Genomic DNA, 15,049 nt, shown 5'->3' on the forward strand with positions numbered 1-15,049 from the left:
GGCCCCCGGTGCACCCGTTGTGACGGTTCTCACCAAAGCCGACCGGGCCTCCGGCGAAACACGCACGTCGTCCGGGGATAACCTGCCAGACGGACGTGACGCGCGTGTTGATTGACGATGCGCCCGGGGCTGCGTGGGCCGCAAGGCCGACGCTCTGCGTACCCGTGCAGCTCCGACGAAATCCGCAGCGAAGATCCTGCCGTGGCACGCTCGAAGAGACACAATCCGCGACCACGAACAAGGACGAACACACGTGGACCTGTTCGAGTACCAGGCGAGGGACCTCTTCGCCAAGCACGGTGTACCCGTGCTTGACGGCGACGTCATCGAGACCCCGGAAGCCGCCCGCGAGATCGCGGAGCGCTTCGGCGGCCGCGCCGTCGTCAAGGCTCAGGTGAAGGTCGGTGGCCGAGGCAAGGCCGGTGGCGTCAAGCTCGCCGCCGACCCGGCGGACGCCGTCGCCAAGGCCGAGGCGATCCTCGGCATGGACATCAAGGGTCACACCGTCCACAAGGTGATGCTGGCCCAGACCGCGGACATCAAGGACGAGTACTACGTCTCGTTCCTGCTCGACCGCACGAACCGCACCTTCCTGGCGATGGCCAGCGTCGAGGGCGGTGTCGAGATCGAGGTCGTGGCCGAGGAGAACCCGGACGCGCTGGCCAGGATCCCGGTCGACGCCAACGAGGGCTGCACCCCGGAGAAGGCCGCCGAGATCGTCGCCGCCGCGAAGTTCCCGGCCGAGGTCGCGGACCAGGTCGCCGACGTCCTGCAGCAGCTGTGGAAGGTCTTCATCGCCGAGGACGCGCTCCTCGTCGAGGTCAACCCGCTGATCAAGTCCGGCGAGGGCAAGATCATCGCGCTCGACGGCAAGGTCTCCCTCGACGAGAACGCCGAGTTCCGCCAGCCGGACCACGAGGCGCTCGAGGACAAGGCCGCCGCGAACCCGCTGGAGGCCGCGGCCAAGGCCAAGGGCCTCAACTACGTCAAGCTCGACGGCGAGGTCGGCATCATCGGCAACGGCGCGGGTCTCGTCATGAGCACCCTGGACGTCGTCGCGTACGCCGGTGAGAGCCACGGCGGCGTGAAGCCCGCCAACTTCCTCGACATCGGCGGCGGCGCCTCCGCCGAGGTCATGGCGAACGGCCTGGAGATCATCCTGGGCGACACCGACGTCAAGTCGGTCTTCGTCAACGTCTTCGGCGGCATCACCGCCTGTGACGCGGTCGCCAACGGCATCGTGCAGGCCCTGGCCCTCCTCGAGGAGAAGGGCGAGGCGGTCACCAAGCCGCTCGTCGTCCGTCTGGACGGCAACAACGCCGAGCTGGGTCGCAAGATCCTGACCGACGCCAACCACCCGCTGGTTCAGCAGGTGGACACCATGGACGGTGCGGCCGACCGCGCCGCCGAGCTGGCCAACGCGAAGTAAGGAAGGGGACTCACACCATGGCTATCTTCCTTACCAAGGACAGCAAGGTCATCGTCCAGGGCATGACCGGCTCCGAGGGCATGAAGCACACCCGCCGCATGCTGGCCTCGGGCACCCAGATCGTCGGCGGCGTCAACCCGCGCAAGGCCGGCACCACGGTGGACGTCGACGGCACCGAGGTGCCCGTCTTCGGCACCGTCGCCGAGGCCATCGAGAAGACCGGTGCCGACGTCACCGTCATCTTCGTGCCGCCGAAGTTCACCAAGGACGCCGTCGTCGAGGCGATCGACGCCGAGATCGGCCTCGCGGTCGTCATCACCGAGGGTGTGCCGGTCCACGACTCGGCCGCCTTCTGGGCGTACGCCGGTGCCAAGGGCTCCAAGACCCAGATCATCGGCCCGAACTGCCCCGGCCTGATCTCCCCCGGACAGTCGAACGCGGGCATCATCCCCGCCGACATCACCGGCCCCGGCAAGATCGGCCTGGTCTCGAAGTCCGGCACGCTGACCTACCAGCTCATGTACGAGCTGCGCGACCTGGGCTTCTCCTCGGCCGTGGGCATCGGTGGCGACCCCGTCATCGGCACGACCCACATCGACGCCCTCAAGGCGTTCCAGGATGACCCGGAGACCGAGGTCATCGTGATGATCGGCGAGATCGGCGGCGACGCCGAGGAGCGTGCCGCGGCCTTCATCGCCGAGCACGTCACCAAGCCGGTCGTCGGCTACGTCGCGGGCTTCACCGCGCCCGAGGGCAAGACCATGGGCCACGCCGGCGCCATCGTCTCCGGCTCCTCCGGCACCGCCCAGGCGAAGAAGGAGGCCCTGGAGGCCGCCGGCGTCAAGGTCGGCAAGACGCCGTCCGAGACCGCCCGCCTGGCCCGCGAGCTCTTCGCGGCCGCCAAGTAGGGCAGCCCGGCCGACAGCACACCCGAGGGCGCCACGGACGATCCCGTCCGTGGCGCCCTCGGGCGTTCCCGGCCCTGCACCGGCGGCCCCCGGGCCCCGGGCCCGTGGGCCGTTCAGGCGGGCAGCAGGTGCGGCACCGCGGCCACCGACCCGGCCGGGCCGGTCGCCCGCAGGGGAGCGACGTGGCGCGGCAGGAGCCCGGCACCCCGGGCGCCGTCCCCGTCCTGCCGGTCGGCTCCGTCCGGCGCCGCGGGCGGCACGGCCTGCTGCTCCGGCGGCACCGGGCTGCACCAGGGGCTCCGCAGCCCGGCGGTGCGCCCCGGCAGGGCGGGGCCGGAGCTGCCGGTGCCCGCCGAGGAGCAGACCTGCGGCGGCGGAGCCACCGCCACCTGCGGGGCCCGCGCGGGTGCGGGCGGGCCGCCGGCCGTCACCAGGGTCGTGATCACCGCGCCGCCCACGGCGAGCACCAGCAGGCCCGCCGCGACGGTGGTCGCCCGGGTGCGGCGCAGGGCGTCGGACACCAGGCGGTCCGGCGCGGGCGCGGGCACCGGCGGGCAGGCCCGCACCGCCGCGTCGTGCAGGAGGGCGCCGAGCCCGGGCCCGAAGTCCGGGGCGAGCGGATCGGCTCCGACCACCTGAGGCACCGTCCGGGCGAGCTCGGCCCGGGCCGCCAGCACCCGCCGCTCGGCCGCCGCGGTCGAGGACTCCGCCTCGGCGGCCAGGACGGGCGCCGGCAGGCCCACCGCGTCGTGCAGGACGACCGCCCGGCGCTGCGGCCGGGAGAGCCGGCCGAGGGCGGTCAGCAGGGCGGCGTCCGGGCCGGTCGGCCGCGACCGGCCGCGGTGCCACGGTGACAGCGCCGCCTCGAACGCCGCGGCGCGCACCTGCCCCTCCGGATCGGGCCGGGCGGAGACCTCGTCCCACTGCAGCGCCGCGTCGCCGAGCACCGCCCGGACGATGCGGGAGGCCCGCTGCGGGGATCCCGTCAGCAGGTAGGTCTGCTGGACCAGACGGGTGTGCACGGCGGCGCTGAAGACCTCGAAGGCAGGGGCGGGAGGTCCCGGTACGGCCGGAGCCGCCGAGCCTTCCGAGCCCGCCGAGCCTTCCGAGCCCGCCGAGCCTTCCGAGCCCGCCGAGCCTTCCGAGCCCGCCGAGCCTTCCGAGCCCGCCGAGCCCGCCGGCTCGTCCACGCTCGCCGGCTCGTCTGCGGCGCCGGGCTCCGCGGTCTCCGGCTCCCCGGCCGGGTTCGCCCGGCCGTCCGGTGCGGCGTCCACCCCGGGTACCGGCCCCGTCGGCCCCGCCGTCGGCGCAGGCTGCGCGGCCGACGCGGCCGGTGCCGCAGGTGCCGTCGGCGTGGGTGCGGCGAGCAGGGCGGCCAGGCGCACGGCGTCCTCCCGGGTTTCGACGCCGAGCTTGCGCATCGCCCGCTGGAGGTGGTTCCGGACGGTGGCGGGGGCGATGCGGAGGGCGGCGGCCGCGGCACGGGTGTCGTCGCCGGCCGTGAACCGGGCGAGCACCTGGGCCTCGCGCCGGGTGAGGCGCGCGAGCAGGCGGGCGGCATCGTCGCGCGCCTGACGGGAGGGGTCCCGGGCCGGGTCCCCGGCGGGCTCCTCCTCGGCGCGGTGGGCCTTCGACGGTGCGGTCACCTGAGGGCCTCAGGGTGGCTGCAGAATCTGAAAAGGCACATGAAGTGATAATCCGGGACACGGCGAAGGTTTGCCGCTTCACGGGGCACAACGGGTGATCTTGGGAGCATGTGGCCCATGACGCAGTTGATGGGCCGGCCGCTCCTGGGCCTGCCGGGCGACCTGGGCAGCCGTTCGGTCGTCGTGGAGGTCCTGACCGGAGCCCGGACGGCCCTCGCGGCCCTCTCGGTGATCGCCGTCCCCGTCCTCGGACTCTGGGTGCTCACCCCGTACGGCGACGTCACCGCCCGCGGGGCGCTCCGGCTGTCCTGCGCCGTCTGGCTGCTCGGCCACGGCGCGCCGCTCACCCGGGGGCCCGCCGGCGCGCCGGTGACCGTCACCCCGCTGCTGCTCACCGTCGTGAGCGTGCTGCTGCTGCGCCGGGCCGGTGCCCGGGCGGCCGCCCGCACCCCGCAGGGCACCGGCATGCCGCGCGCGCTGCTGCCGCTGGGCGCCGGGTACCTCGCGGTGGCCGCGTGGGCCGCCGCCGAGTGCGGCCGCGCCGACGCGGTGCTGCGGGCCGACGCGCCGCCCGCCCTCGTCGCGGTCGCGGTGGTCGCGGCGGCGGGCCTCGCCTGGGGGTTCTGCGGCGCGCACGGCGCAGCGGTCCCGGCGCTGCCACCGGCGTTCACCGAACGGCTGCCCGGCTGGGCCCCGCCGCGCGGGTCGGCCGCCGCCACGGGGCGTGCCGCGGCCGCCTGGCTGGCCGGGCTCGTGGCCGGCGCCGGGACGCTGCTCACGGTCGCCGTCCTGGTCGGCGACGCCGGGCACTCCGCCGACGGGCTGGCCGACCGCATCGCGGGGGTGCTGGGCCTGGTGCTCGCCTGCGCCCTGCTGCTGCCGAACGCGCTGGTCTGGGCGGCGGCCTTCGCCCTGGGACCGGGCTTCGCCGTCGGCGCCGGCACGGTCGTCTCGCCGTTCGGCACCCGGCTGGGTGCGCTGCCGGAGTTCCCGCTGTTCGAGCTCGTGCCGGGCGGTCCGGCGGGCCCGGGCTGGGCGCTCGCCGTGGGGGCGCTCCCGCTGGCGGCCGGGGTGGTGCCCGCGCTGCTCCTCGGACGGGCGGCAGCGGGCCGGACGGCCGTCCGGGTCTGGCACCCCGGCGGTACCGCCGCCGCCGCGCTGGCGTCGGCACTCGGCGTCGGCGCGGTGGCCGGTGCGGTGGCGTGGCTGGCGGGCGGTGCGCTGGCGCCGGGCCGGATGTCCGCGCTCGGCCCGGTGGCGTGGCAGACGGCCCTCGCCGCGGCGGGCTGGTGCGCGGCCGTCGTCCTGCCGGGTGCGCTGATCGCCCGCCGGCTGCTCCTCCGGGCGGCCGGCGCGGGCGCGGCCGTCCTCGCTACCCGGGCCGCCGTCCCGGCGCAGTCCGCCGTCTCCGCTTCCGGGGGGCGGCCGTGGCGCGGCCGCGGGGCGGTGGCCGCCGTCCGGCTGCGCACCGCCTCGGCGCACCTGCGGGCGGGCCTGCACGCCGTCGTCGCCCTGCTCGCCCCGGCCGTGCCGCCGTGGCGCCGCGGCCCCCGGTCGGTGGGGGACGCGGCGGAGGACTGAGTGCGGCCCGCTCAGCCCGCGGCGGGGCCGAGGAACTGCACGACGAGGTCGGGGGCGAGCTCGCCGCAGTTCTGCGCGGCCTCGGTGGTCAGGGCGTCCTGACGGCAGGTCACGTAGTCGTGGTAGTAGAGCTGGGCGCCGAACACGCTCAGCGTGAAGACCAGGGCGACTCCGCCGGTCAGCAGGCCGCCGAGGGCCGCCGGCACCTGCGGGCGGGAGGGCTGGACCCGGGGCATGCCGCCGAGGGGGGCGTTGCCGATGCCGTGCGGGTTGACCGTGGCGTTGCCGGTCGGCGGTGCGTCCTGCGGGGCTGCGGGGGAGCGGTCCGACCGCAGCGCCGAGATGCCCCAGTAGAGGGCGAGTGCGCCGAGCAGCAGGGCGACGTACTGCAGGCCGAGGATGGCGCAGAAGAGTCCGGCCATGCCCGCGCTGAGGGCGTGCCGGGCCCGCCGCTGCACCGGGTCGGTGGGGTCGTAGCGGGGCGGCTGCGGCTCGGACCAGCCGCCGCGGTAGCCGGGGCTCCACGGGTGCGGGGGCGGCACCCGGGGGCGCTCGTCGCCGTCGTCGCCCGGCCCGTCCGTCGGGGGCTGCGGGGGCTGCTGCGGGGTGCGGGGCCGCCACGGCCGGTCGGGGGCGTCCGCGGGCGGCGGCGCGAACGGGTTGCGCTCGCCGGTGTCGTCTCCGCTGCTCATGGTGTCGGCCATTCCTTCTCGTCCGGGGGCGTGGGGCCGCGCCGGAGCGGGCCTGCGCCTCCAATGATCCCGCAGGCGGTTCCGCACCGGGAGGCGCCCTGCCGTGTGCGGTCCTCGGGCCGGTGGGGCCGGTGCGGCGCGCGCGGGCGAGATCCCGATCTCAACTACGCGCGTAGCGTGGCCCCGCGGTTACGAAGCGCCTCCGACCAGCCGTTATCGTGGTGACGGTCAGCAGCTCACATCGGTTCCCGGGCCCCGCAGCGCAGCGGCACACCCCGGGGGTCCCGCCCCGGCTCGACCTGCCGCCCGTAGTGGCCCCACCGACGGTGGACGTACCAGCGGGCGCACGACGTACGGAGAATCGCGCAGTGGCCGCCGCTTCCGCCCAAGTCTTCCCGCCGCGTACGCCCGGTCCGGCCCGCCTCGTGGTGCTGGTCTCCGGCTCCGGCACCAACCTCCAGGCCCTGATCGACGCGGCGGCCGATCCTGCGTACGGCGCCGTGATCGCGGCGGTCGGTGCCGACCGCGCCGACATCGCCGGCCTGAAGCGCGCCGAGGCCGCGGGCATCCCCACCTTCGTGCAGCGCATCGCCGACCACCCCGACCGGGCCGCCTGGGACACCGCGCTGACCGCCTCGGTCGCCGGGTACGGGCCGGACCTCGTCGTCACGGCCGGCTTCATGAAGATCCTCGGCCCCGCGTTCGTCGCCGCGTTCGCGGGCCGCACCGTCAACACCCACCCCGCGCTGCTGCCCGCGTTCCCGGGTGCGCACGGCGTGCCGGACGCCCTCGCCTACGGCGTGAAGGTCACCGGCTGCACCGTCCACCTGGTCGACTCCGGGGTGGACACCGGACCGATCATCGCGCAGGGCGTCGTGGAGGTCCGCGACGCCGACCACGCCGATGGCGGCGAAGCGCTCCACGAGCGCATCAAGACTGTCGAGCGCACGCTGCTCGTCGAGGTCGTGGGCCGGCTGGCCCGCGAAGGCCACCGCATCGAAGACCGAAAGGTATGGATCCCGGCATGAGCGCCGCCTCCAGCACCACGCCCCCCGTCTCTGAGAACGTACGCCCGATCCGCCGCGCGCTGATCAGCGTCTACGACAAGACCGGACTGGAGGAGCTGGCCCAGGGCCTGCACGCCGCCGGGGTCACCATCGTCTCCACCGGCTCCACCGCGGGCCGGATCGCCGCGGCCGGCGTGCCGGTCACCGAGGTCTCCGAACTCACCGGTTTCCCGGAGTGCCTGGACGGCCGGGTGAAGACCCTCCACCCGCGCGTGCACGCCGGCGTCCTCGCCGACCTGCGCCTCGAGTCGCACCGCGCGCAGCTGGCCGAGCTCGGCGTCGAGCCGTTCGACCTCGTCGTGGTGAACCTCTACCCGTTCAAGGCCACCGTGGCCTCCGGGGCCACCCCCGACGAGTGCGTCGAGCAGATCGACATCGGCGGCCCGTCGATGGTCCGCGCCGCGGCCAAGAACCACCCTTCGGTCGCGGTGGTCGTCGACCCGGCCCGCTACGACGACGTGCTGGGCGCGGTCAAGGACGGCGGCTTCGACCTGCTGACCCGCAAGCGCCTGGCCGGTGCCGCGTTCGCGCACACCGCCGCCTACGACGTCGCCGTGGCCTCCTGGTTCGAGGAGTCCGGCTACACCGAGGCGGAGGAGGCCTTCCCGGCGTTCCTCGGCGGCACCTGGGAGCGCCAGAACGTGCTCCGCTACGGCGAGAACCCGCACCAGGCGGCCGCGCTGTACGTCGACGGCACCGGCGGCCTCGCGGGCGCCGAGCAGCTGCACGGCAAGGAGATGTCCTACAACAACTACATGGACACCGACGCCGCCCGCCGCGCCGCCTACGACCACGACGGCCCGGCCGTCGCGATCATCAAGCACGCCAACCCGTGCGGCATCGCGGTCGGTGCGGACGTCGCCGAGGCGCACCGCAAGGCCCACGCCTGCGACCCGGTCTCCGCGTACGGCGGCGTGATCGCCGTCAACCGCCCGGTGAGCGTCGAGCTCGCCGAGCAGATCGCCCCGATCTTCACCGAGGTCGTCGTCGCCCCCGGCTACGAGGACGGCGCCCTGGAGGTCCTCACCAAGAAGAAGAACCTCCGCGTGCTGCGTGCCGCCGCCGCCCCCGGCGACGGCCTGGAGGTCCGCCGGATCAGCGGCGGCGTCCTGCTGCAGCAGGTCGACCGGGTGGACGCCGACGGCGACGACCCGTCGACGTGGACCCTCGCGACCGGCGAGGCCCTCACCGCCGACGAGCTCGCCGAGCTGTCGTTCGCCTGGCGGGCCTGCCGGGCCGTCAAGTCCAACGCGATCCTGCTCGCCAGGGACGGCGCCTCGGTCGGCGTCGGCATGGGCCAGGTCAACCGCGTCGACTCGTGCAAGCTCGCGGTCGAGCGGGCCGGCGAGCGCGCCCGGGGCGCGTACGCCGCGTCCGACGCGTTCTTCCCGTTCGCGGACGGCCTGCAGATCCTGGTGGCGGCCGGGGTCAGGGCCGTGGTGCAGCCCGGCGGTTCGATCCGCGACGAGGAGGTCGTCGCGGCGGCCGCCGAGGCCGGCGTCACGATGTACCTGACCGGCACCCGGCACTTCTTCCACTGATCCGGTACGCCGAAGGCCCGCACCGTCCTTGGGTTCAAGGGGTCGTTGCAACACCACGTGGTTTCAGGTGGTGAGTAGATCACGTAGGCGCTCGGCTGGGGTATCCCAGCCGAGCGTCTTGCGTGGGCGGCCGTTGAGCTCCTGGGCGACGTGTTGGAGGTCTTCGGGACCATGCAGGCTCAGGTCGGTGCCTTTCGGGAAGTACTGCCGCAGCAGCCCGTTGGTGTTCTCGTTCGAGCCGCGTTGCCAGGGCGAGGCCGGGTCGCAGAAGTAGACGGGCATGTCGGTGGCCATGCTGAACTGCTTGTGACGTGCCATCTCGCTGCCCTGGTCCCAGGTGAGAGAACCGCGCAGGTGGGCGGGCAGGGTCTGGACGGTGCGGACGAGCCCGTCGCGGACGGTCTCGGCGTCATGGGTTCCGCCCGGCAGGTGAACCAGCATGGTGTAACGCGTGCTTCGCTCGACCAGGGTGGCGATCGCTGAGCGCCCGCCCGCACCGAGGATCAGGTCGCCTTCCCAGTGACCGGGCACGGCCCGGTCCTCGACGTCGGCGGGGCGGTCGCTGATCATCACCATCGGGTCGATGAACCGGGAAGTACGCCACTCAGGGTTCCGGCGTGGCTTGCGGCGGGTCCGCCCGGAGCGGACGGCTGCCTGCACTTCCCGCTTCAGACCGCCGCGGCCTGGAAATACAGCGCCTGGTAGATCGTCTCCACGCTCACCCGCATGCTCTCGTCGTCGGGATGCTCCCTCAGCAGAGCGTGGCAGATCTGCTCGGGCGACCACCGTCTGCGCAGTCCGTCCCGGACGAAGCGGCGCAGTCGGCCCTCGCGCGGCAGTTTGCGTTCCTTGGGCCGGGGCCGGCGCGCGGCGGCCGCCCGGTGGGCCGCGTAGGGGTGGTAGTCCTCGCTGCCGGAGTTCGCGCCGAGCTCCCGCTTGATCGTGCTCGCCGGCCGGTCCAGGGTGCGTCCGATCGCCCGCAACGAGTGGCCTGACGCGCGCAGATCGCGGATCCGCTCGCGCTCGGCCAGCGTCAGGAACCTCGGGTGGAGTTGCTTGTCCAGGGCGGCCAGGCCCACGGGTGCTGTGGTCACACGGCCCATCGTGACGGTTCCTGCCGCGTAGTCGACATGGCGGCCGTCGGGATAGGTCCGCGTCGTGGCGCTCTTCTTGACGCCCTGGTCCCAGTCCCTGGCCGTGCGCTCGTTCACCCCGACTTGCCGGACCGCCTCCCGACGCGCGACACCCCCGGCCGGGCCCAGGCGAAGGCAGTGTTCCGGTTCATCCCCAGCTCACGCGCCGCCACGGTCACGCTGCCTACGACATCCAGCCGCTCCAGGAAACGCTCCCGCAACCCAGCAAGATCATCACGCCCAACGCCCACGGTCCTCGCAACTCCCACAGATCGCGGGTGTTGCGAGGACCGTTAGAACCCAAGGTCCGGTGCGGGCCTTCGGCGTGTCACGCGTCAGCAGGTCACTGCGACTTCACGACCACCGAGCTCATGATCTTGTCGGCGAAGGTCTGCTTCTTGGCGTCCCAGAGCGGCCACAGGTAGCCGAGGCAGCAGAAGCCGTCGACGATGTGGCACAGCTTGCGGACGAAGGCCATGCCGAAGCCCAGCGGCTGGCCGTCGGCCTCGCGCAGCACCCGGATGTTGACCAGCTTCTTGCCGGGGGTCTGGCCGGTGGTGCCCTCCTGGTACACCAGCCACAGGCCGCCCGCGATGGCGATGAGCCAGCCGATGCCCATGATGGCCAGGCCGAGGCCGGAGATGCCGCCGCCGGTGCAGCTGTAGGCGAAGGTGTCAGGGTCGCTGGTGCAGGTGGCCTGCTCCGCGCCGACGCCCACGCCGATGCCGTAGAGGATGCCGGTCGGCACGCCGACGATCAGGTAGTCGACGATGTACGCCGCGACCCGCGAACCCCAGCCCGCGTAGAACTGCTGCACCTGGGCGCCGTGGCCGTAGCCCGGCTGCTGCGGGATGCCGTAGCCGCCGTCGCCGTAGCCGGGGGCCGGGGGCTGCTGCGGGTAGCCGTAGCCGGGGGCCGGCGGCTGCTGCGGGTAGCCGTACTCGGGGGCCGGGGGCTGCTGCGGGTAGCCGTAGCCCGGCTGCTGCTGCGGGGGCTGCTGCGGGTAGCCGTAACCGGGCGGCGGGGGCTGCTTGCCGTAAGGGTTGTTCGGGTCGGGCGGGTAACTCATCGGTGCCTCCGGGCAGGAAGTGTGTGGGACGGACAGCGGAGAAAACCTGGGGACGGGCAAGGAGGTCGCGCCGACCGGGTGGGACACTAGCGGACGGCCCCGACACTGCGGGGATCAATTCCCGCCGGGTACCGCGAAGTTCATGGACGGGAGATGCCGAGGCGGTTCAACTGCCACGTCCAGGCCAGCACTAAGGCCGTGCCGATCAGGGCGTTGCGGCGGCCGGTCGACAGGCCCCACCACCAGCGGCCCGGCCCCAGCGGCGCGAACAGCAGCGCCACCGCCGCGGCGACGGTCACCGGGTTCGCGGCCAGCGAGGCCGCCCAGTGGCCGTGACCGGCCTCGATGAAGACGGTCGTGCTGCCGCAGGCCGGGCAGGGGATCCCGGTGAAGCGCCGCAGCAGGCAGAGCACGCCCGGGTCGTGCGCGTCGTGCAACCGGGCCACCGCCACCGCCGCGGCCGCGCCGCCGGCACCGCGCAGCAGCACCCGCATGAGCCCGCCGGACACCGAGTCGGCCGTGCGCCGCCAACGGGCCGTCAGCGAACCGGCGGGCGAGGGCGCAGGGACGCTCACGTCGTCGGGACGCTGAGGTAGAAGACCAGGAAGCCGATGGAGGTCAGCACCGCGAGGACGTTCAGCACGATCCCGCCGACCGCCGCGTTGCGGCCCACCCCGGTCCGGTTCGACCGGTTCAGGCCGGCGATGCCGACGCCGAGGCCCACCAGGCCGATGAAGCCGCCGTAGAAGCACGACGTCAGGATGCCGATGAAGCCGAGCACCACGGACGCGGTCGCCGCCGAGTTCGCCTGGATCACCACAGGCCCGGGCGGGACGTAGGGCTGCGGCTGCTGCGGGTAGCCGTACCCCGGCTGCGGCTGCTGCTGCGGGTGCTGCGGGTGCTGGTACTGCGGTGCGCCGTACTGCGGCGCCCCGTACGGCTGTTGCGGCTGCTGGCCGTAACCGCCGTAGGGGTCAGGCTGGTACGGATTGCTCACTTGGTGTTCCCCCGACGATCGTCCCCCGTGGTCCCCGATGGCCTGTCACCAGGACGTGGGCCGCAGAGATTGCTCGGGACATCGTGGCCTTACCACGCCGTGGTGTCCAGCCGCGCCCGGGTCCCGGACGCAAATGTGGCGGAACCGCAACCCGATCCGCACGCTCCGTGTCCGGGGCCCGGGAGGCCTCCTCGGGCCCGTGCCGGGGGCCCGGCGGACACCGCGCCGACCCGTGCGCGGGGCCACGGCGCCCGGACGGGCACCACGGCGCGTACGGCCTCCGGCGCGCTCCGGGGGCGGTCCGCGGCCCTGTCCCGGGCCCGCGGCGCGGCGGCCCGCGGCGATCCGGGAGAATGGACCCATGACTGCCCAGATTCTCGATGGCAAGGCCACCGCGGCCGCGATCAAGTCCGAACTCGCCGTCCGCGTGGCGGCCCTCAAGGAGCGGGGCGTCCTCCCCGGCCTCGGCACCGTCCTGGTCGGCGACGACCCGGGCAGCCGCTGGTACGTCAACGGCAAGCACAAGGACTGCGCCGAGGTCGGCATCGCCTCCATCCAGCGCGAACTGCCCGCCACCGCCACCCAGCAGGACGTCGAGGACGTCGTCCGCGAGCTCAACGCCGACCCGGCCTGCACCGGCTACATCGTCCAGCTGCCGCTGCCCAAGGGCCTCGACGCCAACCCCGTCCTGGAGCTGATGGACCCGGACAAGGACGCCGACGGCCTGCACCCCACCTCGCTCGGCCGCCTCGCCCTCGGCATCGAGGGCCCGCTGCCGTGCACCCCGCTCGGCATCGTCGAGCTGCTGCGCCGCCACGGCGTGCAGATCGACGGCGCCGAGGTGGTCGTGCTCGGCCGCGGTGTCACCGTGGGCCGCTCGATCGGCCTGCTGCTCACCCGCAAGAGCGAGAACGCCACCGTCACGCTGTGCCACACCGGCACCCGCGACCTCGCCTACCACCTGCGCAAGGCCGACATCATCGTGGCCGCCGCGGGCGTGCCGCACCTCGTGAAGCCCGAGGACGTCAAGGCCGGCGCCGCCGTGCTCGACGTCGGCGTGAGCCGCAGCGAGGGCAAGATCGTCGGCGACGTGCACCCGGGTGTCGCCGAGGTCGCCGGCTGGATCTCCCCCAACCCCGGCGGGGTGGGCCCGATGACCCGCGCCATGCTGCTCAACAACATCGTCGTGGCGGCCGAGCGCCGCGCCGGCCGCTGATCCCGATGGGAGCGGTACGGGCCGTGCGCAGTCGGCGGCGGCCGGCGAGGACCACCGGCACGCTGCCGCCGGAGGGCTCGGCGGCCGCGGCGGGCCGCAGCCACACGCTGCCCGTCCGGCAGTGGCCGATATCGCTGGTGCTGGCGGTCGCCGGGCTCGGCGTCGCCGTCACCTGGTTCGGCGACTTCAAGGTCGGGCTGCTCGTGCTCGGCGGCTCGCTCCTGCTGGCCGCGGTGCTCCGGCTCGCCCTGCCGGAGGTCGGCATGCTGGCCGTGCGCAGCAGGTTCACCGACGTCGGGGTGCTGGCGTTCCTGGGCGGTGCGGTCGTGCTGCTGACCCTGGTCGCGCAGCCGGATCCCTGGCTGCACCTGGGCGTCGTCGACGACATCGGGCGCCTGGTGGGCCGTCCGCGCCGCTGATCGCGGTGGCGGCCGCAGGCCGACGGGCCCGTCCGGGCGGCCGCCACGCCCGGGCGGCCGCCCGGACGCCGCCGTGTGCGGCCCCTCGGCGGCAGCCGCCGCGGGGGTCGCACACTGTGTGACGCATCAGCCACGTCCGGGCGGGAGGCATACGCTTGCCTTTGCGATAACCTGACGCAGGTCTCTCGATATCGAGAGATTATCCTCGGCTCCAGTGCGCCGACGACGTGCCTGGGGCACCTGGCGATTTGCTGGAGTAGGTAGAAATGACTCGCACCCCCGTCAACGTCACCGTCACCGGAGCAGCCGGCCAGATCGGCTACGCGCTGCTCTTCCGCATCGCCTCGGGCCACCTGCTCGGCGCCGACGTGCCGGTGAACCTCCGCCTCCTGGAGATCCCGCAGGGCCTCAAGGCCGCCGAGGGCGTCGCCATGGAGCTCGACGACTGCGCCTTCCCGCTGCTGCGCAACATCACCATCACCGACTCCGCCGCGACCGCCTTCGAGGGCGCGAACGTCGGCCTCCTCGTCGGTGCCCGCCCGCGCACCGCCGGCATGGAGCGCGGTGACCTGCTGCAGGCCAACGGCGGCATCTTCGGCCCCCAGGGCAAGGCCATCAACGACAACGCCGCGGACGACATCAAGGTGCTCGTCGTCGGCAACCCGGCCAACACCAACGCCCTCATCGCGCAGCGCAACGCGCCCGACGTGCCGGCCGAGCGCTTCACCGCGATGACCCGCCTCGACCACAACCGCGCCGTCGCGCAGCTGGCGAAGAAGGCCGGCGTCACCGTCGAGGACGTCAAGAAGGTCACCATCTGGGGCAACCACTCCGCCACCCAGTACCCCGACCTCTTCCAGGCCGAGATCGCCGGCAAGAGCGGCTTCGAGGCCACCGGCTCCGACCAGGCCTGGGTCGAGAACGACTTCATCCCGACCGTCGCCAAGCGCGGTGCGGCCATCATCGAGGTCCGCGGCGCCTCCTCCGCCGCGTCGGCCGCCAACGCCGCCATCGACCACGTGTACACCTGGGTCAACGGCACCGCGGCCGGCGACTGGACGTCCATGGGCATCGTCTCCGACGGCTCGTACGGCGTGCCGGAGGGCCTGATCTCCTCGTTCCCGGTCACCACCGCGAACGGCTCGTTCGAGATCGTCCAGGGCCTGGAGCTCTCCGACTTCTCGCGCGCCCGCATCGACGCGTCCGTCCAGGAGCTCGCCGAGGAGCGCGACGCGGTCGCCGAGCTCGGCCTCATCTGAGCCGACGCACGACCCGCGCCGCCGCAGCGGCAACGACGGCCGGACGCCCCCCGGGGGCGCCCGGCCGTTCCGCGTCGCCACGGCTTCTACAC

The 15,049-nt window shown here is 74.0% G+C and carries 13 protein-coding genes and 1 pseudogene; 8 read left to right on the forward strand and 6 right to left on the reverse strand.

Going from position 1 to position 15,049, the window contains the following annotated elements:
- Positions 1 to 253: 253 nt before the first annotated feature.
- A complete protein-coding gene (gene sucC, locus OG335_RS22725; RefSeq protein ID WP_405012959.1) occupies positions 254 to 1,429 on the forward strand; it encodes an ADP-forming succinate--CoA ligase subunit beta in 1,176 nt (391 codons plus the stop codon).
- Between the two features lie 17 nt (positions 1,430 to 1,446).
- On the forward strand, positions 1,447 to 2,337 hold the full coding sequence (gene sucD / locus OG335_RS22730) for a succinate--CoA ligase subunit alpha (protein ID WP_405012960.1): 891 nt from the start codon (positions 1,447 to 1,449) through the stop codon (positions 2,335 to 2,337).
- Positions 2,338 to 2,450: 113 nt separating this feature from the next.
- Here the strand turns inward: sucD and OG335_RS22735 are convergent, their stop codons facing one another.
- Entirely contained in the window at positions 2,451 to 3,983 is a 1,533-nt protein-coding gene (locus OG335_RS22735; protein WP_405012961.1) for a LuxR C-terminal-related transcriptional regulator, read from the reverse strand.
- Positions 3,984 to 4,100: 117 nt separating this feature from the next.
- On the opposite strand from OG335_RS22735, the gene OG335_RS22740 reads away from it, so the two are divergent.
- Complete coding sequence (locus tag OG335_RS22740) at positions 4,101 to 5,564, forward strand: DUF6350 family protein (RefSeq protein WP_405012962.1); 1,464 nt, start codon at positions 4,101 to 4,103, stop codon at positions 5,562 to 5,564.
- Between the two features lie 11 nt (positions 5,565 to 5,575).
- Here OG335_RS22740 and OG335_RS22745 read toward each other — a convergent pair whose 3' ends face one another.
- Complete coding sequence (locus OG335_RS22745; RefSeq protein ID WP_405012963.1) at positions 5,576 to 6,256, reverse strand: hypothetical protein; 681 nt, start codon at positions 6,254 to 6,256, stop codon at positions 5,576 to 5,578.
- Between the two features lie 368 nt (positions 6,257 to 6,624).
- On the opposite strand from OG335_RS22745, the gene purN reads away from it, so the two are divergent.
- A complete protein-coding gene (gene purN / locus OG335_RS22750) occupies positions 6,625 to 7,284 on the forward strand; it encodes a phosphoribosylglycinamide formyltransferase (protein ID WP_405012964.1) in 660 nt (219 codons plus the stop codon).
- Positions 7,281 to 8,864, forward strand: coding sequence for a bifunctional phosphoribosylaminoimidazolecarboxamide formyltransferase/IMP cyclohydrolase (purH, locus tag OG335_RS22755; protein WP_405012965.1), 1,584 nt, complete (start codon positions 7,281 to 7,283; stop codon positions 8,862 to 8,864). Before purN ends, purH begins: the two co-directional genes overlap by 4 nt.
- Before the next feature lie 63 nt (positions 8,865 to 8,927).
- On the opposite strand, the pseudogene OG335_RS22760 reads toward purH, so the two are convergent.
- The 4 genes and pseudogenes from OG335_RS22760 to OG335_RS22775 all read right to left on the reverse strand — a co-directional run bounded on the left by OG335_RS22760 (position 8,928) and on the right by OG335_RS22775 (position 12,063).
- Positions 8,928 to 9,967 (reverse strand): annotated as a pseudogene (locus OG335_RS22760) (IS30 family transposase).
- Between the two features lie 373 nt (positions 9,968 to 10,340).
- The gene (locus tag OG335_RS22765; protein WP_405012966.1) at positions 10,341 to 11,066 is read right to left on the reverse strand and encodes an RDD family protein; all 726 of its coding nucleotides are present in this window, start codon (positions 11,064 to 11,066) and stop codon (positions 10,341 to 10,343) included.
- Positions 11,067 to 11,206: 140 nt separating this feature from the next.
- Complete coding sequence (locus OG335_RS22770; protein ID WP_405012967.1) at positions 11,207 to 11,641, reverse strand: DUF2752 domain-containing protein; 435 nt, start codon at positions 11,639 to 11,641, stop codon at positions 11,207 to 11,209.
- Positions 11,638 to 12,063, reverse strand: a complete 426-nt coding sequence (locus OG335_RS22775; RefSeq protein ID WP_405012968.1) for a hypothetical protein — start codon at positions 12,061 to 12,063, stop codon at positions 11,638 to 11,640. Before OG335_RS22775 ends, OG335_RS22770 begins: the two co-directional genes overlap by 4 nt.
- A 361-nt stretch (positions 12,064 to 12,424) precedes the next feature.
- Between OG335_RS22775 and OG335_RS22780 the strand changes: the two genes are divergently transcribed.
- From OG335_RS22780 to OG335_RS22790, 3 genes are all read left to right on the forward strand, one after another.
- Positions 12,425 to 13,279 carry a bifunctional methylenetetrahydrofolate dehydrogenase/methenyltetrahydrofolate cyclohydrolase gene (locus tag OG335_RS22780; RefSeq protein ID WP_405012969.1) on the forward strand — a complete coding sequence of 285 codons (855 nt, stop codon included), beginning with the start codon at positions 12,425 to 12,427 and terminating at the stop codon, positions 13,277 to 13,279.
- A gap of 23 nt (positions 13,280 to 13,302) precedes the next feature.
- Positions 13,303 to 13,698, forward strand: a complete 396-nt coding sequence (locus OG335_RS22785) for a DUF3017 domain-containing protein (RefSeq protein ID WP_405012970.1) — start codon at positions 13,303 to 13,305, stop codon at positions 13,696 to 13,698.
- 266 nt (positions 13,699 to 13,964) lie between these two features.
- Positions 13,965 to 14,957 carry a malate dehydrogenase gene (locus tag OG335_RS22790; RefSeq protein WP_405012971.1) on the forward strand — a complete coding sequence of 331 codons (993 nt, stop codon included), beginning with the start codon at positions 13,965 to 13,967 and terminating at the stop codon, positions 14,955 to 14,957.
- Positions 14,958 to 15,049 lie beyond the last annotated feature (92 nt).

The sequence above is a fragment of the Kitasatospora sp. NBC_01539 genome (genome assembly GCF_045040525.1).
Classification (GTDB): Bacteria; Actinomycetota; Actinomycetes; order Streptomycetales; family Streptomycetaceae; genus Kitasatospora.